The organism is Streptomyces sp. NPDC003247 (genome assembly GCF_042888135.1).
Taxonomy (GTDB): domain Bacteria; phylum Actinomycetota; class Actinomycetes; order Streptomycetales; family Streptomycetaceae; genus Streptomyces.
The window spans coordinates 237,302-256,375 of the sequence record NZ_JBIAPF010000012.1; the positions used below are offsets into that span (position 1 = coordinate 237,302).

At 71.7% G+C, this 19,074-nt stretch carries 18 protein-coding genes; 16 read left to right on the forward strand and 2 right to left on the reverse strand.

Annotation, left to right across the window (positions count from 1 at the left end):
• Positions 1-838: 838 nt before the first annotated feature.
• Positions 839-1,252: a cupin domain-containing protein gene (locus ACFYWQ_RS34120; RefSeq protein WP_389521938.1), complete on the reverse strand. Its 414-nt coding sequence runs from the start codon at positions 1,250-1,252 to the stop codon at positions 839-841.
• 242 nt (positions 1,253-1,494) lie between these two features.
• On the opposite strand from ACFYWQ_RS34120, the gene ACFYWQ_RS34125 reads away from it, so the two are divergent.
• The 12 genes from ACFYWQ_RS34125 (at position 1,495) to ACFYWQ_RS34180 (ending at position 13,002) form a co-directional block, all read left to right on the forward strand.
• The gene (locus ACFYWQ_RS34125; protein ID WP_389522039.1) at positions 1,495-2,058 is read left to right on the forward strand and encodes a carboxymuconolactone decarboxylase family protein; all 564 of its coding nucleotides are present in this window, start codon (positions 1,495-1,497) and stop codon (positions 2,056-2,058) included.
• 38 nt (positions 2,059-2,096) lie between these two features.
• Complete coding sequence (locus tag ACFYWQ_RS34130) at positions 2,097-3,638, forward strand: sugar ABC transporter ATP-binding protein (protein ID WP_389521939.1); 1,542 nt, start codon at positions 2,097-2,099, stop codon at positions 3,636-3,638.
• Positions 3,635-4,654 (forward strand): ABC transporter permease, encoded by a 1,020-nt coding sequence (locus tag ACFYWQ_RS34135; protein ID WP_389521940.1) that lies wholly within the window; start codon positions 3,635-3,637, stop codon positions 4,652-4,654. The genes ACFYWQ_RS34130 and ACFYWQ_RS34135 overlap by 4 nt, the downstream gene beginning before the upstream one ends.
• Positions 4,655-4,930: 276 nt before the next feature.
• Positions 4,931-5,896, forward strand: coding sequence for a sugar ABC transporter substrate-binding protein (locus ACFYWQ_RS34140; RefSeq protein ID WP_389521942.1), 966 nt, complete (start codon positions 4,931-4,933; stop codon positions 5,894-5,896).
• A 171-nt stretch (positions 5,897-6,067) separates the two neighbouring features.
• Positions 6,068-6,976, forward strand: a complete 909-nt coding sequence (locus ACFYWQ_RS34145) for a LysR family transcriptional regulator (protein WP_389521943.1) — start codon at positions 6,068-6,070, stop codon at positions 6,974-6,976.
• Between the two features lie 119 nt (positions 6,977-7,095).
• The gene (locus ACFYWQ_RS34150) at positions 7,096-8,016 is read left to right on the forward strand and encodes a VOC family protein (protein WP_389521945.1); all 921 of its coding nucleotides are present in this window, start codon (positions 7,096-7,098) and stop codon (positions 8,014-8,016) included.
• Between the two features lie 48 nt (positions 8,017-8,064).
• Complete coding sequence (locus ACFYWQ_RS34155; RefSeq protein WP_389521947.1) at positions 8,065-9,513, forward strand: NAD-dependent succinate-semialdehyde dehydrogenase; 1,449 nt, start codon at positions 8,065-8,067, stop codon at positions 9,511-9,513.
• Positions 9,510-10,307, forward strand: coding sequence for a fumarylacetoacetate hydrolase family protein (locus ACFYWQ_RS34160; protein ID WP_389521949.1), 798 nt, complete (start codon positions 9,510-9,512; stop codon positions 10,305-10,307). The genes ACFYWQ_RS34155 and ACFYWQ_RS34160 overlap by 4 nt, the downstream gene beginning before the upstream one ends.
• The gene (locus ACFYWQ_RS34165; RefSeq protein ID WP_389521950.1) at positions 10,304-10,675 is read left to right on the forward strand and encodes a VOC family protein; all 372 of its coding nucleotides are present in this window, start codon (positions 10,304-10,306) and stop codon (positions 10,673-10,675) included. Before ACFYWQ_RS34160 ends, ACFYWQ_RS34165 begins: the two co-directional genes overlap by 4 nt.
• A 25-nt stretch (positions 10,676-10,700) precedes the next feature.
• The gene (locus ACFYWQ_RS34170; RefSeq protein WP_389521952.1) at positions 10,701-11,504 is read left to right on the forward strand and encodes an alpha/beta fold hydrolase; all 804 of its coding nucleotides are present in this window, start codon (positions 10,701-10,703) and stop codon (positions 11,502-11,504) included.
• Entirely contained in the window at positions 11,501-11,968 is a 468-nt protein-coding gene (locus tag ACFYWQ_RS34175; RefSeq protein WP_389521953.1) for a heme-binding protein, read from the forward strand. Before ACFYWQ_RS34170 ends, ACFYWQ_RS34175 begins: the two co-directional genes overlap by 4 nt.
• Before the next feature lie 5 nt (positions 11,969-11,973).
• The gene (locus ACFYWQ_RS34180; RefSeq protein WP_389521954.1) at positions 11,974-13,002 is read left to right on the forward strand and encodes a methionine synthase II (cobalamin-independent)-like protein; all 1,029 of its coding nucleotides are present in this window, start codon (positions 11,974-11,976) and stop codon (positions 13,000-13,002) included.
• A 66-nt stretch (positions 13,003-13,068) separates the two neighbouring features.
• Here the strand turns inward: ACFYWQ_RS34180 and ACFYWQ_RS34185 are convergent, their stop codons facing one another.
• A complete protein-coding gene (locus ACFYWQ_RS34185; protein WP_389521956.1) occupies positions 13,069-13,356 on the reverse strand; it encodes a putative quinol monooxygenase in 288 nt (95 codons plus the stop codon).
• Positions 13,357-13,575: 219 nt separating this feature from the next.
• Here ACFYWQ_RS34185 and ACFYWQ_RS34190 point away from each other — a divergent pair, with 219 nt between their 5' ends.
• The 4 genes from ACFYWQ_RS34190 (at position 13,576) to ACFYWQ_RS34205 (ending at position 19,064) form a co-directional block, all read left to right on the forward strand.
• Entirely contained in the window at positions 13,576-15,024 is a 1,449-nt protein-coding gene (locus tag ACFYWQ_RS34190; protein ID WP_389521958.1) for an aldehyde dehydrogenase family protein, read from the forward strand.
• A gap of 36 nt (positions 15,025-15,060) precedes the next feature.
• On the forward strand, positions 15,061-16,269 hold the full coding sequence (lhgO, locus tag ACFYWQ_RS34195) for an L-2-hydroxyglutarate oxidase (RefSeq protein WP_389521960.1): 1,209 nt from the start codon (positions 15,061-15,063) through the stop codon (positions 16,267-16,269).
• Between the two features lie 211 nt (positions 16,270-16,480).
• Entirely contained in the window at positions 16,481-17,341 is an 861-nt protein-coding gene (locus ACFYWQ_RS34200; RefSeq protein WP_389521961.1) for an amidohydrolase family protein, read from the forward strand.
• A gap of 13 nt (positions 17,342-17,354) precedes the next feature.
• The gene (locus tag ACFYWQ_RS34205) at positions 17,355-19,064 is read left to right on the forward strand and encodes a thiamine pyrophosphate-dependent enzyme (RefSeq protein ID WP_389521963.1); all 1,710 of its coding nucleotides are present in this window, start codon (positions 17,355-17,357) and stop codon (positions 19,062-19,064) included.
• The last annotated feature ends 10 nt before the right edge of the window (positions 19,065-19,074 follow it).

Genomic DNA, 19,074 nt, shown 5'->3' on the forward strand with positions numbered 1-19,074 from the left:
GCTTGCCGCCTGCCGCCTGCCGCCTGCCGCCTGCCGCCTGGTCCCGGCTGCCTGCCGCCTGCCGCCTGCCGCCGGGTCCCGGTTGCCTGCCGCCCGCCGCTTGCTGCCGGGCTCCGGCTGCTTGCCGCCTGCCGCCTGCCGCCTGCCGCCGGGTCCCGGTTGCCTGCCGCTTGCCGCCGGGTCCCGGTTGCCTGCCGCCCGCCACCAGGCCCCAGTTGCCTGCCGCCTGCCGCCGGGCCCCGGCTGCCTGCCGCCCGCCGCCTGCCGCCGAGCCCCGGCTGCTTGCCGCCTGCCGCCTGCCGCCCGCCGCTTGCCGCCGGGCCCCGGCTGCCTGCCGCCTGCCGCCGGGCCCCGGTTACCGGCCTCGGGCACGCCTGGACGGACAGCCGGGCGCTTCGCGTCCGCCGCCGCGCGCCCGTACGGCCGGACCGCGTCCGGTGGGCCGTCGCGTGCCGTGGGCCGTCGTCGCGCTCCTGCCCGCCCTCAAGGGCTCGTACGGCCGCCCTGCGCCGTCGTACCGAGGGCGCAGGGCGGCCGCGGGGCGGGCCCGGAGCCGGGCATGCCGAAGCCGCCCGCGGTGAGGCGGGCGGCGGTGGTGCGGGGCTCGGGGCCGGTGGTCGCGGTGGGTCCGCGGGGCAGGGCGCGCGGCGGGCCGCCGCCGGCTCGACGGGACCGCCCGGCGGCACGGCGCGGGGCGCCCGACGGTCGCCCTCGGCGGCGGCCGGCGGAGCGGACCGGTACACGGGCCGCCCGGGGAGGGGGCGGAGCAGGCCGGGCGGACGCGGAGCGGCCGTGCGTGCCGGGCGTCGCGACGCCGCGGAGATCCGTCAGAAGCGCCCTAGTCGTCCGACCCCATCTGGTCCTCCGCCGACAGGTGCTCCACCGTCTTGCCCGTCTCGGTGAACGTGCGGGTGACGTGCCCCGAGGAGTACACCCACAGGATGCGCAGCGGGCGGTCGCCGATGTTGCGGAAGAGGTGGGGGATGGGGGAGGGGATGTAGGTCGTGTCGTACCGCTCCAGCTTGGTCACCTCGCCGTCGACCCACACCTCCGCCTCGCCGTCGAGGATCGTGACGTGCTCGTCGCAGTTGTGGGAGTGCAGGGGCGCCCCGGAGCCGACCGGGTAGACGCTCATCCCGCTGGTGATCCGGTTCTCCCCGTTCGCCGACGGGGTGGTGATCAGCGGCGTCGTCACCACGGCGCCGCCGCGGTCGAGCAGCGGCACCGACGCGACCTTGATGATGGTGGTCATCCGGAGTTCCTCGTTCCTCTCCACTTCGCAAGGCATTGCGTCGAACGACGTTAGGTCGCCGTCCCGCGAATGGGGGGCCTCCGCCGTGCAGCTTTACCTTGCGCTCCGAGATGGGTGAGCCGCTCGAACACGGCTGTACCTTCACCTGGCACCGCACGGCTTTCGGACCCGTGACCGTAATGCGCTGGAAAGAAAAGGCAGGTATCGGCCAGATGAGGCTCCCCGTACTCGACGAGAATCACATGGACGCGCGGCAGCAGGAGCTGGCCGCCCGCATCGCCGGCCGCCGGGGTGCCGTCCGCGGTCCCTTCCGGGTCTGGCTGCACAGCCCGGAGATGTGCGAGCGGGCCGAGTCCCTCGGCGCCTTCGCCCGCTTCGACTGCAGCCTCCCCAAGCACCTGCGGGAGCTGACCCTGCTGATGGCCGCCCGCAACTGGGACGCGCAGTACTCCTGGAACGCCCACGTCCACCAGGCGATCGAGGCCGGTATTCCGGAGGCCGCCGTCAAGGCGATCGCCGAGAAGCGGGAGGCGGTCTTCGACAACGAGGCCGACCAGGCCTTCTACCAGTTCTGCCGGGAGATCCTGGAGGAGCACTTCGTCACCGACGAGACCTTCGCCCGCGCCCACGAGCACTTCGGCTCCAAGGGCCTGGTGGACACCATCGGCGCGCTCGGCAACTTCACCATGCTCGGCATGTGCCTGAACACCTTCCAGGTGGACCTCCAGGCCGACAAGGAGCCCCCGTTCCCGGACGTCCGCGGCTACGGCCGGGTCGCCCCCGCCACGGACGCCTCCCAGCCGTGAGTCCGCTGACCGACCCGGGCGCACCGGAAGGAGCCGCCGTGACCCCGACGACCCCGGCCCGCGCCGTGGTGGCCGACGGCACCGGCGCCGAGCCGCGCGCCGTGCTGCGGGTGCGCGGCGTGACCAAGCGCTTCGGCGGTGCCCTGGCCCTCAAGGGCGTCGACCTCGACCTGTACCCGGGCGAGGTGCACGCTCTGATGGGCATGAACGGGGCCGGCAAGTCGACCCTGGTGCAGGTCCTCGCGGGCGTCCACCAGGCCGACGGCGGCACCGTGGAGGTCGACGGCGTGCCGCAGTCCGGCCTGAGCGTGCGCAAGGCCCGCAAGCTCGGCATCTCCTTCGTGCCGCAGCGCCGGGAACTCGCCATGGGCCTGACCGTCGCGGAGAACGTCCTGCTGGGCGACCTGCCGACCCGGGGACGCGCGGTGAGCTGGCGGACGGTCCGCGCCGAGGCGGGGGCCGCCCTGGCCGGGCTCGGCATCGACATCGCCGTCGACCGCGTCGCGGGCACCCTGACGGTGGCCGAGCAGACCATGGTGGAGGTGGCGCGCGAGGTCCGCCGGGGCGGCCGGGTGCTGATCCTGGACGAGCCGACCGCGTGTCTGAGCGCCAAGGACGCCCACCGGATCCGCGCCCTGGTGCGCAGGCTGCGGGACGAGGGCGTGGCCATCGTCTACATCTCGCACTACATCGACGAGGTGATGGCGGTCGCGGACCGGGTCACGGTCCTGCGGGACGGCCGGCTCGTGCGCAGCGCGCCCGCGACGGAGATGGACGCCGCGGGCCTGGTGCGCAGCATGGTCGGGCGGGACGTGGTCTCCACCCGCCCCGAGCGCCCCGCGCCGAAGGAGGACAGCGGCCTCACCGTCCGCGGTCTGTCCCACGGGCGGGCCATCCAGGACTTCTCGGTCCAGGTGCGCAAGGGCGAGATCGTCGCCGTCCTCGGACCGGCCGGCGACGCCCAGTCCCGCCTGTTCGACCTGCTGTCCGGCCGGCAGCGCCCGGAGACCGGCGAGATCCACGTCGACGGCCGCCGGATCCCCCTCGGCCGGATCCGGGCCTCCCTCGCCGGCGGTCTGCGGTGTGTCACGGGCGACCGCCGGGCCCTGGGCCTGGTGGCGGGGCTGTCCCTGGACGAGAACCTGATGATGGCGGGCGACCGGTTCGCGCGGCGGCGGCTGCACCGCCGCGGTGAACTCGCCCGCCGGGCCGCCCCGCTGCGCGACAACTACGGCGTGGTCGCCCTCACCGGCAACCCGCCGGTCGGGTCCCTGTCCGGCGGCAACCAGCAGAAGGTGCTGCTCGGCAAGTGGCTGGAGACCGAGCCGGTCGCCTGCTTCCTGGAGGACCCCACCAACGGGGTGGACGTGGCCGCCATGGCCGACATCCACACCCTCGTCGACGACCTCGCCGCCCGCGGCGTGGCCGTACTGCTCGCCTCCTCCTCCGCCGAGGAGGTCATGCGCCTGGCCGACCGGGTCGTCGTCGTGAGCGCCGGCCGCACCGTCGCCGAACACGACATCACCGCCATCACCCGCGACGAACTCGTCGCGACCGCTCTCGGAGGTCAACCGCAGTGAGCCTCAAAACCCCCTCCGCCTCCCCGGACGTCGCGGCCGACGCACCGCCGGGCAAGCCCTCGGGCCTCACCTCCGGCAAACTGCTGCACATACCTCACGGCGGTCTGATCCTCGTCCTCGTGCTCGTGGCGGTCTTCACCGCCGTGCAGGCGGATTCCTTCACCACCTCGCAGAACCTGCTCAACGTGCTGCGGCAGGTCAGCGTCAACGCCGTCATCGCGGCCGGGCTGACCCTGCTGATGACCTCGGGCGGCATGGACTTCTCCATGGGCAGCAACGCCGCCGTGACGCTCTCGGTCGCCGCGCAGCTGCTGCACAGCGGCTGGTCCACCCCGGCGGTGGTCGTCGTCAGCCTGGCGCTCGCCACGGCGATCGGCCTGGTCAACGGCCTGGTGGTGACCTTCACCCGGGTCGCCCCGTTCGTCGCCACGCTCGCCTCCGCGATGCTGCTGGACGGTGTCGCCCTGCTGGTCCTGGACGGCATGAGCGTCACCATCGGCGACAAGATGACCGGCCTGGGCAACGACAAGCTCGCCGGCATCCCGTACCTCACCGTCGTCGCCGTGCTCGTCCTGGCGCTGACCGGCGTGACGATGAAGTTCACGACCTTCGGCCGGGACGCCTTCGCCATGGGCGGCAACGAGCACGTCGCCCGGCTCAGCGGCATCAACGTCCCGGCCCGCAAGCTGGCGCTGTACGCGCTCGCCGGTGTGCTGGCGGGCCTGGCGGGCCTGATGCTGCTGTCGCGGCTCGGCGCCGCGGCGCCCAACACGGCGGGCCTGATGACCCAGCTGACCGCCGTCGCCGCCGTGGTGATCGGCGGCACCTCGCTCGCGGGCGGCCACGGCACCGTCGTCGGCACGGTCCTCGGGGTGATCCTCCTGGGTGTCGTCGCCAACGCGCTCAACCTGCTCCAGGTCAACAGCAACTACCAGTACGTCGTCACCGGCGGCGTCCTGCTGGTCGCGGCGGTCATCAACGAGTTCCAGCGGAAGTCCGCCCCCGGCGGCCACTGACCCGCCGCCGACCCGCCGCCGACCCGCCGCCCCCGGCGAGCGGCCGCTGACCCGCAGTCACCGCGCTCGGTCACCATGCTCGGTCACCATGCTCGGTCACCGCGCGCGGCCACTGAGCCGCGGCCGCCGACCCGCCGGTGACCCCCGGCCGCCGCCGGCCCGCGGCCGTCACCCCGCCGGCCCCGGCCCGCGCCCCCGCTCCGCGCCCGCCCCACCCGTGCGCGCCCCCCACCAGCACCGCACCTTCTCTTCAACGATGCAGGAAAGGCCTACCCCATGAAGCCCATCGCCAGATCCCGCCGTGTCACCGCGGCCTCGCTCGCCGGCGTCGCCGCCCTGGTGCTCTCGGGATGCGGCTCCCAGGACGACGGCGGCAGCGGCGCCTCGGGCGGATCCGTCTCCCTCGGGTTCGTCAACGGCTCCAACACGCACTTCCACAGCTGTCTGCTGAAGGCGGTCGAGCAGGAGGCGAAGGCCCAGGACGCCAAGGTCTACTCGGCCAACTCCAAGCAGGACGCCGGCACCGAGCTGTCCAACATCGAGGACATGATCGCCCGGAACGTGGACGCCCTGATCGTCCAGACCGTGAACGTGGACGCCCTGGAGGGCGACATCGCCAAGGCCAAGGCGGCGGGCGTGCCGATCTACCTCACCTCGGTGGCCACCTCGGACATGGACGACGTCCTCGGCGCGGCCGTGGTCGACCTGAAGAAGGTCGGCGGCATGGACGCGGACTGGATCGAGAAGGACGCCGCGGGCAAGGACGTGAAGGTCGGCATCGTCGCCGGCGCCCCGGGTGCCGCCTCCGACCTGCTGGTGGGCGGGTTCAAGGACGCGCTGCCGGCCACCGCCAAGGTGGTCGCCAACCAGCCCGGCATGTTCAACCCGGCCAAGGCGCAGGACGTCGCCGAGAACATGATCCAGGCCAACCCCGACCTCGACTACGCCTTCGTGGCCAACGAGGAGATGGCGTTTGCGGTCCGAAAGGCTTTTGACGCGGCCGGCGCCAAGGATGTCAAGATCGTGTCCGTGAACGGAACCGAGGACGGCGTCGCGGCGGTCGAGGACGGCCGTCTGTCCGCGACCGTCGCGAACTCCGCGATGACCATCGGACAGACCGCCGTGAAGAGCGCGGTCGGCCTGCTCGACAAGAAGGAGGGTGTTGACAAAATATCCGACATTCCTCTTGTGTTGGTCACGAAGGACAACGTGAGCGAGGCTCCCCAGTACTGCCCGAAGTAGGGCCCCCACCGGGAACCGGCGCCCCCGCACCGCGTCCGAGCCGCATCATTCCCGCCACAAGGCCACCTGTCCCGTAGCCGATGCCTGCCGAGACAGCGTGGCCTTGCGGCGGACCCCTCGCTTCCCGCCATCCGTCGCCGGTCGGGCGGGGAGTGCCGTCGGAGGAAAAACATGGATCGCTTGCTCCTCATGCACAGTTTCGTCACCGTCGCCCAGGCCGGGAGTTTCAACGGGGCCGCCAAGAAGCTCGGCTCATCGGGCTCCCTGGTGTCACGGCACGTCGCCGAACTGGAACGACAGGTGGGGGTCCGCCTGGTCAACCGCACCGCCCGCTCGGTGAGCCTCACCGAACCGGGACAGCGGTACGCCGAATTCGCCGCCCGCATCCTGGACGAGATCGAGGCGCAGGACGCGGCGATCGCCGACTCCCACGACCGTGCGGAGGGCACGCTCAGCATCATCTGCCCGAAGTGGATAGGCAGCCTGGACCTCGGCGACGCGATAGCCGCGTTTTCCTCGGCCCATCCGAAAATCCAGGTCCGCTTCGAACTCGGCGGAATGTCCGACCGCACCTACGACTTCCTGGACAGCGGATTCGACATCGCCTTCCACACACGGGACCTGCGCGACTCCAGCGTCCGGCTGAAGAAGATCGCCTCCCTGCCGTTCGTGCTGTGCGCCTCCGCGGACTACATCAAGCGGCGCGGCACCCTCGCGCACCCCAACGACGTCGCCCACCACGACTGTCTGGTGCACGTCAACGACCCGGTGTGGCGCATCGGCCACGGTCACGCCAGCACCCTGCACAAGATCCGCAACATCGCCTTCTCGTCCAACTCCTACCTCGCGCTCCAGAAGGCCGCCGTGCACGGCCGAGGCATCGCCCTGCTGCCCCAGCGGCCGGCCTACGACGACCTCGGCTCCGGCGCCCTGCAAGTGCTGCTGCCGGACCTCGCGGTCCCCGACCGCCCGCTCTACGCCATCTACGGCCCCGGCCAGGACACCCCGCGCAAGATCAGCGTGTTCCTGGACTTCCTCTCCGAGTGGTTCTCGCAGAACCCCATTCCGGCGATCCGGTAACCGGCGTCGGTGACGGGACGCGGGCGCAACTAACGATTGCGCGTTCCGTAGAGCTCGGGCCATTGAGGCCCCGGCGACCCCAAACCTACGCTCACCTGGCGACCCGGAAACGAGGAATCATGGGAATCCAGAGAATCGAATCGGTCACCTACAGCATCGCCGACCTCGACGAGTGCGTCCGGTTCTTCGACGACTTCGGTCTGTTCCTGGTGGAACGGACCGAGGAACACGCGGTGTTCGAGACGCTCACCGGGCAGACGCTCCACCTCGACACCGACCCCCATCCGCTGCTGCCCCCGCCGGTGGAGGACGGGCCCACCCTGCGCGAGGTCGTGTGGGGCGTCGACACCCGCGAGGAACTGCGCCGGCTGGTGGACGCCGTCGGCCGCGACCACGCGGTGCGCGAGAGCGCCGACGGGATCTTCCACACCGTGGACCGCAGCGGCTTCGGCGTCGGCCTCACCCTCGCCCGGCCGAAGAAGACGGCCGTCGAGCCCCGGCCCGCCAACACCCTGGGCGGCGTCAACCGCTGGAACACCGCCCTGGAGCCGCTCACCCGCGCGTACCCGCTGCGGATGTGCCACGTGGCGCTGAACATCGCGAAGGAGGGCAAGGAGGAAGCGGTCGCCTTCTACACCGGCCTCCTCGGCTTCCGCCCCACCGACGTCGTCGAGCCCATGGGCGTCTTCATGCAGGCCCCCGGCGACGACGACCAGCACACCATGCTGCTGTGCCACCGCCCCGACCGCGTGGGCGTCAACCACATCGCCTACGAGGTGCCCGGCTTCGACGACGTGATCGAGGGCGGCAACCACATGATCGAACGGGGCTGGCGGGAAGCGCGCAAGCTCGGCCGGCACACCATCGGCTCCAACGTCTTCCGCTTCCTGCACGCCCCGTGCGGAGGCCGCGTGGAGTACGCCGCCGACATGGACCGCGTCGACGACACCTACGAGACCCGCGTCCACGAGACGACCCCGCCCCACCACATCTGGGCCCTGCGCACCAACCGCGACCAGGACGCCGCCACCGGCGCCTGAGTCCCCACGGCACCCCGACTCACCCCCAGCCTGAGAGGGCACCCACCCATGACCACCGACCACGGCTACCCCGCCGTCCGCCTGTACATCGCCGGCGAGTGGTGCCAGGGCGGTACCGGAGGTACCGCCCCGATCGTGAACCCGGCCACCGAGGAGGTGATCGGAGAAGTACCCCTGGCCACCCCCGCCGACCTGGACCGCGCGCTCGACGCCGCCGCGGAGGGCTTCGAGATCTGGCGCGCCACGCCCGTGGCCGAGCGCACCGCGATCCTGCACGCCGCCGCCGACCTGCTCACCGAGCGCGCCGCCGAGGTCGGGCGGATCATGACCCTGGAGCAGGGCAAGCCCCTCGCGGAGGCCACCGGCGAGGCCCGCCGGGTCGCCGGCACCCTGCGCTGGCACGCCGACGACGCCCGCCGCGCCTACGGCCGCCTCATCCCCTCCGCCCCCGGCACCGTGCTCTCCGTGCGCCGCGAGCCGATCGGCCCCGTCGCCGCCTTCGTACCGTGGAACTTCCCCGCCGGCGGCCCCATGCGCAAGATCTCCTCCGCGCTGGCGGCCGGCTGCTCCATCGTCATCAAGGCCTCGGAGGAGACCCCGGCCACCGCCATGGAGCTGGTGCGCTGCTTCGCCGACGCCGGACTGCCGGCCGGCGTGCTGAACCTGGTCTTCGGCGAGCCCGCCGAGGTCTCCGCCCACCTGATCGCCTCCCCGGTGATCCGCCTGGTCGCCTTCACCGGCTCCGTCCCCGTCGGCAAGCTCCTCGCCGCCCGGGCCGGCGAGGTGATGAAGCCGTCGCTGATGGAGCTCGGCGGCCACGCCCCCGTGATCGTCTGCGCGGACGCCGACCCGGTGAAGGCCGCCCGCAAGGCCGCCCAGGCGAAGTTCGCCAACGCCGGCCAGGTCTGCACCTCGCCCAGCCGCTTCCTCGTCCACGAGAGCATCGTCGAGGAGTTCACCGCCGAGTTCGTGAAGGCGGCGGAGGCCGTCGTCGTCGGGGACGGGCTGGCCGAGGGCACCACCATGGGCCCGCTCGCCAACGAGCGCCGGCTGAAGGCCCTGGAGCGGCTCACCGCCGACGCCGTCGCCCGCGGCGCCAAGGTCCTCACCGGAGGCGACCGCCCGGACCGCGCCGGCTACTTCTTCGCGCCGACCGTCCTGACCGACGTACCCGAGGACGCCGAGCTGCTGCGCGAGGAGCCGTTCGGGCCGATCGCGCCGATCCTTCCGTTCACCGACCTCGACGACGCGCTCGCAATCGCGAATTCGCTGCCGTACGGTCTGGCCGCCTACGGCTTCACCGACTCCGCCGCGACCGTCGAGAAGCTGTCCGGCGAGCTGGAGGCCGGCATCCTGTCCATCAACCACTGCGGCGGCTCCGTCCACGAAGCGCCCTCCGGCGGCGTCAAGGACAGCGGCTACGGCCGCGAGGGCGGCCCCGAGGCGCTCGACGCCTACCTGGTCACCAAGCGCGTCTCCCACCTGCTGGCGCCATGAGGTACGCGCGACTCTCGGTCGGCGGCCGCGCCGTGTGGGGCCGGGTGGGGGAGGAGGACGTCGAGCTGCTGTCCGGCTCCCCGCTGGAGGGCGAGACCCACGTCACCGGCACGGTGCCGCGGGCCACGGCCGTCTGGCTGCCCCCCGTCGTCCCGCCCGTCTTCTACGCCGTCGGCATGAACTACCCCCGGCACATCGAGCACGCGGCGAAGCTCGGCAACGCCGCCGCCGTCATGCCGGAGCGCCCCGAGGTGGGCTACCGGGCCAACAACGCGCTCACCGGCCACCTCGCGCCGATCGTCAAGCCGGCGGAGGTGGAGGGGCGGTTCGAGGCCGAGCCGGAACTCGTCGCCGTCATCGGCCGCACCCTGCGGCACGCCACCCACGACGAGGCCCGCAAGTCCGTCTTCGGCTGGACCATCGGCAACGACATCAGCGCCCGCGCCTGGCAGCACCAGGACCGCAGCTTCTGGCGCAGCAAGAACAGCGACACCTTCAAGCCCATGGGCCCGTGGATCGAGACCGACGTCGACGCCCTGGCCCAGACGACCACGCTGCGCGTCAACGGCGAGGAGAAGGCCACGTTCCCCACCGGCGACATGGTCTTCGACCCCTTCGACCACATCGTCGAGATCACCCGGTACATCACCATGCACCCCGGTGACGTGCTGTGGATGGGCGCCGAGTCGACCTGCCAGATCGAACCGGGGGACACGGTGTCGGTCGAGATCAGCGGCATCGGCGTGCTGTCCAACCCCGTTCAACCGGAAGAGGAACAAGGGAAACGGCCATGAGTGCAGAACCCCGCTACATCCACCACGTCAACTTCCCCACCACCGACCCCGACCGCACCGCCGAGTGGTACACCAAGGTCTTCGGCATGAAGCGGATCCAGCCCAAGTCCAACACCCGCGTGGTGCTGATGACCCGGGGCAACTTCGACCTGCACTTCACGCCGGTCGAGGAGATGGAGCGCATGGCGCCCTACCACTTCGCCGTCGAGGTCGACGACTGGGACGAGTTCCTCGCCCACCTCAAGGAGCTGGGCATCCGGCACACCCGCCCGATCCAGCGCCCCGAGAACCAGTCGAAGTTCTGCTACATCCACGACCCCGACCACACCATGATCGAGCTGGTCTACCACGCCAAGCGCCCCAACTGACCGGCCCGCTGAGGAGTTCCCTTCCATGCCCTACGTCGACTCCGACGGCACCTCCATCTACTACGAGCGCCACGGCAGCGGTCCGGCGATCATGTTCGTGCACGGCAGCGGCGGCCACCACGCCGCCTGGTGGCAGCAGGTCGCCGCGCTGCGCGACGAGTTCACGGTCATCACCTTCGACCTGCGCGGCTTCGGCAAGTCCGACGCACCCACCCCTCCGCACTCGTCCAGGCCCGAGTTCGACGGCCAGGACTTCCCCGGTGACGTCGTCGCCGTCCTCGACCACGAGGACCTCACCGACGTCATGCTGGTCGGCCAGTCCATCGGCTCCGTCGCCGCGCTCCGGGCCGCCCTGCTGCGCCCCGAACGCGTCTCCTCCGTCGTCCTCGGCCACTCCCTCGGCGGCATCAGCCACGCCGAGCTGAAGGAACTGGCCGCCGCCGACCGCGCCGAGGCCGTCAAGCTCCCCGTCATCGACCGCCTGCTGACCAAGCCGTTCCAGCAGGACCGCGCCGACCTCACCTTCCTGTTCCAGCAGATGGGCACGTTCAACGTCGCCCGGATGCAGGACCTGCGCAACCTGGACACCAACGGCCCCTCCCTGGAGGAGATCGAGGCCTCCGGCGTCAAGGTCGCCTTCCTCGCGGGCGAGAAGGACGCGGTTCTCGGCGTCAAGACGGTCACCCGCGCCCATGAGCTCCTGACCGGCTCGCACCTGGAGATCGTCCCCGGCGCCCCGCACTCCATGTACTGGGAGACGCCCGACGCCTACAACGAGGCCGTCGCCCGTCTGCGCCGCACCCTCACCGCACCCAAGGAAGTCGCATGACCAGCCTGACCCTGGCCGCCGCCGAGGAGATCATCGAAGCCGCCCACCAGCGGGCCCGGGCCGTCGGGAAGGCGGTGAGCGTGGCCGTCGTGGACGCCGGCGGTTTCCCCGTCGCCATCCGCCGCCCGGACGGGGCCCGCCCCCTCACCCCCGACATCGCCCGCGCCAAGGCCTACACCGCCGCGATCATGCAGCGTCCGGGCACGATGCTGAAGAAGTGGCAGGAGAGCCAGCCGGTCTTCTTCTCCCAGCTCTCCCAGCTCCCGGGCGCCGCCCTGCCGATCATGGCCGCCGAGGGCAGCGTCACCATCAAGAAGGACGGCGAGATCATCGGCGGCCTCGGCATCGCCGGCGGCACCGCGGACGAGGACCAGCAGATCGCCGAGGAGGTCCTCGCCTCCCTGGGCTACGAGCTGGAGTTCGCCGCCTGGGGCGTCGCGGGCAAGCCGGCCGGAAAGGACTGACCACCATGGCGGACACGTTCAACTACCGCATCGACCACCACGGCAGCCTGGTCCGCCCGGCCGAGCTCATCGCCGCCCGCGCGGCCGGCGACCCCGAGGCGCTCAGGGCGGCCGAGCTGAAGGCGGTCGAGGAGGCGGTCGTCCTCCAGCGCAAGCTGCGCTCCACCGTCGTCACCGACGGCGACCACCCGCGCGAGGACTTCCGCAGCGCCGTCCTCGACTCCGTCTCCGGCTTCCGCCGCACGGACGAGGTGGACGCCGACGGTATGGTCCGCTGGGTCGCCGAGTCCCTGCCCAAGGCCAACGGCCCGCTGCTCGCCGACTGGGCCGCCCGGCTCGCCGAGCAGACGGTGATCGCCCCCAAGGCGTCCCTGCCGTCCCCCGCCTACCTCGCGGCCACCACCTTCCGGCCCGGCCTCGGCGTGGCCTCCGCCCGCGAACTCGGCGAGGCACTCGCGGAGATCGTCCAGGCGGAGATCGCCCTGCTGGTCTCCCGGGGCGTACGGCTCATCCAGCTCAACAACCCGCTGCTGCTCGGCCAGGTGGCCACCGACCCGGCCGGTCCGGGCGCGCTGTCCTTCGAGGACGCCCTCACCGTCGAGGCGCTGGCGGTCCGGCTGGACGAGCGGCCCGAGGGCGTCCGCATCGGCGTCGCCCCCGGCTGGACGGCCCCCGCGGAGGTGGACCGGGCCCGCGCCGAGAAGCTGTACGGCGAGGTCGCCGCCGACCGCTGGATCCTGCCGTTCGACCAGGGCACCCCGGCCGAGCTCGACCTGGTCCGGGCGCTGCCGGAGGACCGGGACGTCTGCCTGGGCGTGGTCGACGCCACCGTGCCGGAGCTGGAGGACATCGACACGGTGATGAGCCGTATCGACGCGGTCGGCGAGTTCAAGGACCTGGAGGACGCCGCCGTCTCCCCCTCCCGCGGCTTCGCCGACGTGGCGAGCCGGCCGCTGCTGGACGCCGAGGGCCAGCGCAGGAAGATCGTGCTGGTGGAGACCATCGCCCGCTACTGCTGGGGCAACGAGTTCTGAGCAGCGGGGAAGGGCCGGGCGACTCCGAGGAGTCGCCCGGCCCTTCCGCCGTGGCCGCGGTGTGCCTCACAGCACCTCGGCGAACGTCACCGTCCGGTCCGTCAGCAGCGGCCACACCGTCTCCACGATCAGCTCCTCGAAGTGGCCGGCCGCCTTGTGCGCCTCGAAACCGGCCCGGTCGGCGTACCGCTCGTACAGCAGGAAGCCACCCGGCTCCCCCTCGACGGCGTGCACCTCGTACGTCTCGTTCGCCGGCTCCGCCCGGGTGTGCTCGCGCACCTTCAGCAGCGCGGCGCGCACGCTCGCCTCGTCCTCGGGTGCGCAGCGGTAGTGGGCGACGACTGCGTAGGACATGTCCGTATCTCCTCACCAAGTGCTTCCCCGGTGACCCTTCGCAGGCCTCCGGCCTGCCGATTCCAGCACGGAACACGCCTGCGCCCACCCGCGCGCGGCGCAATCAATGACTGCCGCCGCGGGGCTGGCGGCACCGCCCCGACATGGTGTGTTGTCGCTTCCGGCCCCAGCTCAGACCGCACGGCCCCGCACCGCGGCCGACGAAGGAAGTGACCCGACATGCGTACCGTGGAAACCCTCTCCGGCGGGGAGTGGGTGGCGACCGCCGAATGGATCGACGTCCTCGACCCCGCCGACGTCCGCACCCCGATCGCCCGCATCCCGGCCCTCACGGCCAAGGACGTGACCCGGGCCTTCGACCACGCCGAGCGCGGCTTCGCCGTCTGGAAGCGCACCAGCCCCTTCGAGCGGGCCCGCGTCTTCACCGACGCGGCCCGGCTGATCCGCGACCGGGTCGGTGAGATCGCCGCCGACGTCACCGCGGAGAACGGCAAGACCCTGGCCGAGGCCACCGGCGAGACCCTCAAGGCCGCCGACTTCCTCGACTACTACGCGGGCCTCGCCCGCCAGGGCTACGGCACCCTCCTGCACGACGTACGGCCGAACCACCGCACGCACACCCAGCGCGAGCCGATCGGCGTGATCCTGGTGATCAGCCCGTGGAACGACCCGCTGATCACCCCGGCCCGCAAGCTCGCCCCGCTGCTCGCGGCCGGCAACGCGGCCGTGTTCAAGCCGGCCACCGAGACACCGCTGTCCGGACTGCACTTCGCGCGTGCCCTGCACGACGCCGGACTGCCCGCCGGAGTCCTCAACGTGGTCACCGGCCGCACCGCCGAGATCGAGGAGGCGCTCCTGGACGACCCGCGGATCGTCGGCATCACCTTCACCGGCTCCAACGCGATCGGCAACCGCATCCGCCGCCGCCTCGCCGACCGCAACGTCCGCTTCCAGGGCGAGCTCGGCGGCAAGAACGCCACGGTCGTGCTGCGGGACGCCGATCTGCCGGCCGCCGCCAAGGCCGTCGTCGCGGCCTCCTTCGGCCAGGCCGGGCAGCGCTGCACCGCCACCAGCCGCGTCATCGTCGACCAGCCGGTGTACGAGGAGTTCACCCGGCTCCTCGTCGCCGAGGTCGAGGCGCTGAAGGTCGGCCCGGGCAGCGACCCGCACACCACCCTGTGCCCGCTGTCCAGCCCCAAGCAGCGCGACAGCGTCCTCGCCGACCTGGCCAGGGCCGTCGAGCAGGGCGCGACCGTGCTCACCGGCGGCGGGGCGGACACCGAGGGCGACCGGGCGCACGGCTGCTACGTGCAGCCGACCGTGCTGGCCGGCGTCACCCCCGAGACGGCGATCTGGCGCGAGGAGGTCTTCGGGCCGGTCCTCGCCCTGCGCGAGGTGGACGGCTTCGACGCGGCCGTCGAGGCCGTGAACGACTCCGACTTCGGGCTCGCCGCCGCCGTCTTCACCCGCGACCTCACCTCCGCCCACCGCTTCGCCGACGAGGCCGAGTGCGGCCAGGTCGCCGTCAACACCACCACCACCGGCTGGGACGTCCACCTGCCCTTCGGCGGGTTCCGCGACTCCGGCACGGCCTACAAGGAGCAGGGCGAGGAAGTCCTGCGCTTCTCCACGCGCGTCAAGACGGTCGCCGTCCACTTCGGCGCCTGACGATCGGGAGCAGCGAGAAGAGAGAGGAGGATGCCGATGGCTGACGAGACGATCGGCGTCGTCGGCGCCGGCATCGTGGGTCTGGCCACGGCCCGCGAGATCGCCCTGAGCCGGCCCGGCACCCGGGTCGTGGTCTTCGAGAAGGAGCGGGAGGTCTCGCTCCACCAGACCGGCCACAACTCGGGCGTGGTGCACGCCGGCATCTACTACACGCCCGGCAGCCTCAAGGCCGACCTGTGCGTGCGCGGAGTGTCCCTGCTGCGCGAGTACTGCCAGGACCGGCAGCTGCCGTACCAGGAGATCGGCAAGCTGGTCGTCGCGGTCCGCGAGGACGAGCTGGGCCGGATGGACGCGCTCTACGAGCGGGCCCGGAACAACCACGTGCCCGACCTGAGGAGGATCTCCAAGGAGGAGATCCGTGATCTCGAACCCAACGCCGGCGGTATCGCCGCCCTGCACTCGCCGCGCACCGCGATCACCGACTACCCGGCGATCGCCCGCGCCTTCGCCCAGGACGTCACCGGCTCCGGCGGCGAGGTGCGGCTCGGCTTCCCGGTCACCGGCATCACCAACGTGCCCGGCGGCATCGAGGTGGCCTCCGGCCAGCAGCGCGTGCGCGTGGACCGGCTGATCCTCTGCGCCGGCCTGCACTCCGACACCGTCGCGCACCTCGCGCAGGACAAGCAGGAGCCGAAGATCATCCCGTTCCGGGGCGAGTACATGCTGCTCAAGCCGGACCGGACGGCCCTGGTGCGGGGCCTGATCTACCCGGTGCCCGACCCGCGCTACCCGTTCCTGGGCGTCCACTTCACACCCCGCGTGGACGGCTCGGTGGAGGTCGGCCCCAACGCCGTCCTGGCCCTGGCCAGGGAGGGCTACACCCGGACCAGGGTCTCCCCGCGGGACCTGCTCGGACTCGCCCGCTACCCCGGCGCCTGGAAGATGGCCGCCCAGCACTGGCGCACCGGCGTCAAGGAGTACCGCGGCTCCTTCTCCATGGCGGCCTTCATGAAGGACGCCAGGCTGTACGTCCCCGGCGTCGGCGTGCAGGACGTCGTACGCGGCGGTGCGGGCGTGCGCGCCCAGGCCCTGGACCGGGACGGCACCCTCGTGGACGACTTCCGCATCCACCAGGTGGGCCGTATCACCGCCGTGCGCAACGCGCCCTCGCCGGCCGCGACGGCCTCCATGGCGATCGCCGAGCACATCGTCGACGCCGTGTTCAAGGACGCCTCCGCAACCTGAAAGTGCCCTGCGTGCAGCGCACTTTCACGCAACAACAGCTTGCGCTCCCAGGGGCTCCGCAAGGCCTCACCACCCGCCTAGCGTTCCCTCCGCAACGCCCCACCACCGAGCACCACCGAGCACCACCGGGCTCCACCGATCGGCTCCACCGACCGGCTGCACGGATCCAGCTCCACGTATCCAGCTCCACCAAGAGAAAGAAGTACGGGACATGTTCGTCGTCGACACCCAGATCCACATCTGGAAGGAAGAGACCCCGGACCGCCCCTGGGTCCCGGGCGCCAGGGAGCGCATCCGGCTCAACGGCCACCGCGAGGACCCCTTCTCCTACGAGGAGGCCCTGGAGCTGATGGACGAGGCCGGCGTCAACCGCGCGCTGATCCTCCCGCCGTCCTGGGAGGGCGACCGCATCGACTACGCCCTCGAGGCCTGCGAGGCGCACCCCGACCGGTTCGGCATCATGGCCCGCATCCCGCAGAACAAGCCCGAAGAGGGCAAGGCCATGCTGAAGGACTTCGCGCAGAACCCGCACGTCAAGGGCACGCGCCTGACCTTCCACCGCCCGCAGGACCGCAACTGGATGATCGACGGCACCAACGACTGGTACTGGCCGATCGCCGAGGAGCTGCGCATCCCGACGATGGTGCACGCCCCGATCTGGAAGAAGGAGCTCGGCGAGATCGCCGCCAAGCACCACGAGCTGAAGATCATCATCGACCACATGGGCATCATGGCCCGCTGCGTCGACGACGCGATCGGATACTGGGTGTCGGAGACCGCCGACCTGGCCGCCCACCCGAACATCTACGTCAAGGTCTCGGCGCTGCCGGGCTACTCGACGCAGCCGTTCCCGAACAACAACATCCAGAAGTACGTGCGCGAGATGGTCGACAAGCTGGGCCCCCAGCGCTGCTTCTACGGCACCGACATCACGCGGCTCCTGGGCCACGGGATCACGTACACCGACACGATCGAGCAGTTCACCAAGCACTGGGACTTCACGCCCGAGGAGCTGGAGTGGATCATGGGCCGCGGTATCTCCGAGGTCCTGAACTGGCCGATCGAGGGCTGAGGAACCACCAGAGATGACGGACAGCAAGAACACGCCAGGCGCCGACGGCGGTGACGCCGTCGTCTCCGCCTTCAACGCCGTCGGCGCCGACTACATCTTCTGCTCATCGGGGTCCGAGTGGGCCCCGGTGTGGGAGTCGCTGGCCCGCCGCCACCGCGACGGCGAGCCGGCCCCGCAGTACCTGGACCTGACCCACGAGACCGTCGCCGTCGGCATGGCCACCGGCTACGGACTCGTCAAGCGCCGCCCCCAGGGGGTGCTGCTGCACGCGGCCCCCGGCCTGCTCCAGGGGTCGATGGCGGTGCACGGCGCGCTCCTCGCGGGCGTGCCCATGGTGGTCACCTCCTCGGAGTCCACCACGTACGGCGACGCCCCCGGCCACGACCCGGGCGGCCAGTGGTACCGCAACCTGTCGATCGTGGGCGGCCCGCACGGCATCGCCCAGCCGTTCACCAAGTGGTCGAACGAGGCGGCCAGCGTGCACACGCTGCCGACGATGATCTCCCGCGCCGCCGAGCTCTCCTGGCGCGCGCCGCAGGGCCCGGCGTACCTGAACATCCCGCTGGAAGTCCTGCTGGAGCCGTGGGACGGCCGCGAGGCCAAGGCGATCGTGGAGCCCGGCTCCACGCACAGCTCGCCGGAAGAGGTCGACCCGGTCGCCCAGATGATCCGCGAGGCGAAGAACCCCGTGATCGTCACCGAGACCATCGGCCGCGAGGCCGGCGGCTTCGAGGCCCTGGTCGCCTTCGCCGAGGCCTGGAACATCCCGGTCGTCGAGCCCGACTCGGCGGTGTGCGGCAACTTCCCGCGCACCCACCGGCTGCACGCCGGCACGGACATCGGCCCCTGGATGGACACGGCGGACCTGATCCTCCTGGTCAACTGCCGCGTCCCGTTCTACCCGCCGAGCCGGAAGCCGTCGAAGGCGAAGATCGTCGTCATCGACCAGGTGCCGCAGCGGCCGCACGTCGTCTACCAGGTCCTGTTCGCGGACACGTACCTGGAGGGCAACGCCGCCAACACCCTGCGCCAGCTCGCCAAGCGCGCCAAGGACCTGAACGAGGCCGAGGTCGCCGAGCGCGTCGCGGCCCAGGAGACCCGGTTCGCCGCCGAGCAGGCCGCGGTCGCCCAGGCGGAGGCCAAGGCCGCCGGCTCCGAGGGCGTCGACCCGGTGCAGGTCGCCACCCTGCTGCGCAAGCTGCTGGAGGGCAAGGACGGCATCGTCGTCGACGAGACGATCACCCACAGCAAGATCGTCAAGCGGCACGTCCAGACCGACGCCCCCGACTCGTACTTCTACGTGCAGGGCGGACTCGGCCAGGGCATCGCGGTCGCGCTCGGCGTCAAGCTGGCCGCCCCGGAGCGCCCGGTGGTCTTCACCGTGGGCGACGGCGCCTTCGCCTACAACCCGGTCATCCAGTCGTACGACGCCTCCAAGGCGTACGGCATCCCCGTGCTGATCGTGGTCTTCAACAACCGCGTCTACAAGTCGATGAACCTCAACCACCGCAGGTTCTACCCCGAGGGCGCGGCGGCCGAGACCGGCGAATGGCTCGGCCAGGACCTCACCCGCCTGCCCCGACTGGCCGGTTTCGCCGAGCCGTTCGGGCTGCACACCGAGACCGTCGACACCACCGACGCTCTCCTCCCGGCCCTGGAGCGCGCGCTCAAGGCCGTGGAAGAGGGAACCACCGCCGTCGTCGACGTCCTCGTCACCCGCTGATCCAGGAGGC

Coding starts and splice junctions, on each gene's coding strand:
- ACFYWQ_RS34200 (WP_389521961.1), top strand. CDS start 16,481: ATGTTCGTCGTCGACACCCAGATCCACATCTGGAAGGAAGAGACCCCG.
- ACFYWQ_RS34120 (WP_389521938.1), bottom strand. CDS start 1,252: ATGACCACCATCATCAAGGTCGCGTCGGTGCCGCTGCTCGACCGCGGC.
- ACFYWQ_RS34170 (WP_389521952.1), top strand. CDS start 10,701: ATGCCCTACGTCGACTCCGACGGCACCTCCATCTACTACGAGCGCCAC.
- ACFYWQ_RS34190 (WP_389521958.1), top strand. CDS start 13,576: ATGCGTACCGTGGAAACCCTCTCCGGCGGGGAGTGGGTGGCGACCGCC.
- ACFYWQ_RS34145 (WP_389521943.1), top strand. CDS start 6,068: ATGGATCGCTTGCTCCTCATGCACAGTTTCGTCACCGTCGCCCAGGCC.
- ACFYWQ_RS34185 (WP_389521956.1), bottom strand. CDS start 13,356: ATGTCCTACGCAGTCGTCGCCCACTACCGCTGCGCACCCGAGGACGAG.
- ACFYWQ_RS34140 (WP_389521942.1), top strand. CDS start 4,931: ATGAAGCCCATCGCCAGATCCCGCCGTGTCACCGCGGCCTCGCTCGCC.
- ACFYWQ_RS34175 (WP_389521953.1), top strand. CDS start 11,501: ATGACCAGCCTGACCCTGGCCGCCGCCGAGGAGATCATCGAAGCCGCC.
- ACFYWQ_RS34165 (WP_389521950.1), top strand. CDS start 10,304: ATGAGTGCAGAACCCCGCTACATCCACCACGTCAACTTCCCCACCACC.
- lhgO (WP_389521960.1), top strand. CDS start 15,061: ATGGCTGACGAGACGATCGGCGTCGTCGGCGCCGGCATCGTGGGTCTG.
- ACFYWQ_RS34180 (WP_389521954.1), top strand. CDS start 11,974: ATGGCGGACACGTTCAACTACCGCATCGACCACCACGGCAGCCTGGTC.
- ACFYWQ_RS34150 (WP_389521945.1), top strand. CDS start 7,096: ATGGGAATCCAGAGAATCGAATCGGTCACCTACAGCATCGCCGACCTC.
- ACFYWQ_RS34160 (WP_389521949.1), top strand. CDS start 9,510: ATGAGGTACGCGCGACTCTCGGTCGGCGGCCGCGCCGTGTGGGGCCGG.
- ACFYWQ_RS34205 (WP_389521963.1), top strand. CDS start 17,355: ATGACGGACAGCAAGAACACGCCAGGCGCCGACGGCGGTGACGCCGTC.
- ACFYWQ_RS34125 (WP_389522039.1), top strand. CDS start 1,495: ATGGACGCGCGGCAGCAGGAGCTGGCCGCCCGCATCGCCGGCCGCCGG.
- ACFYWQ_RS34155 (WP_389521947.1), top strand. CDS start 8,065: ATGACCACCGACCACGGCTACCCCGCCGTCCGCCTGTACATCGCCGGC.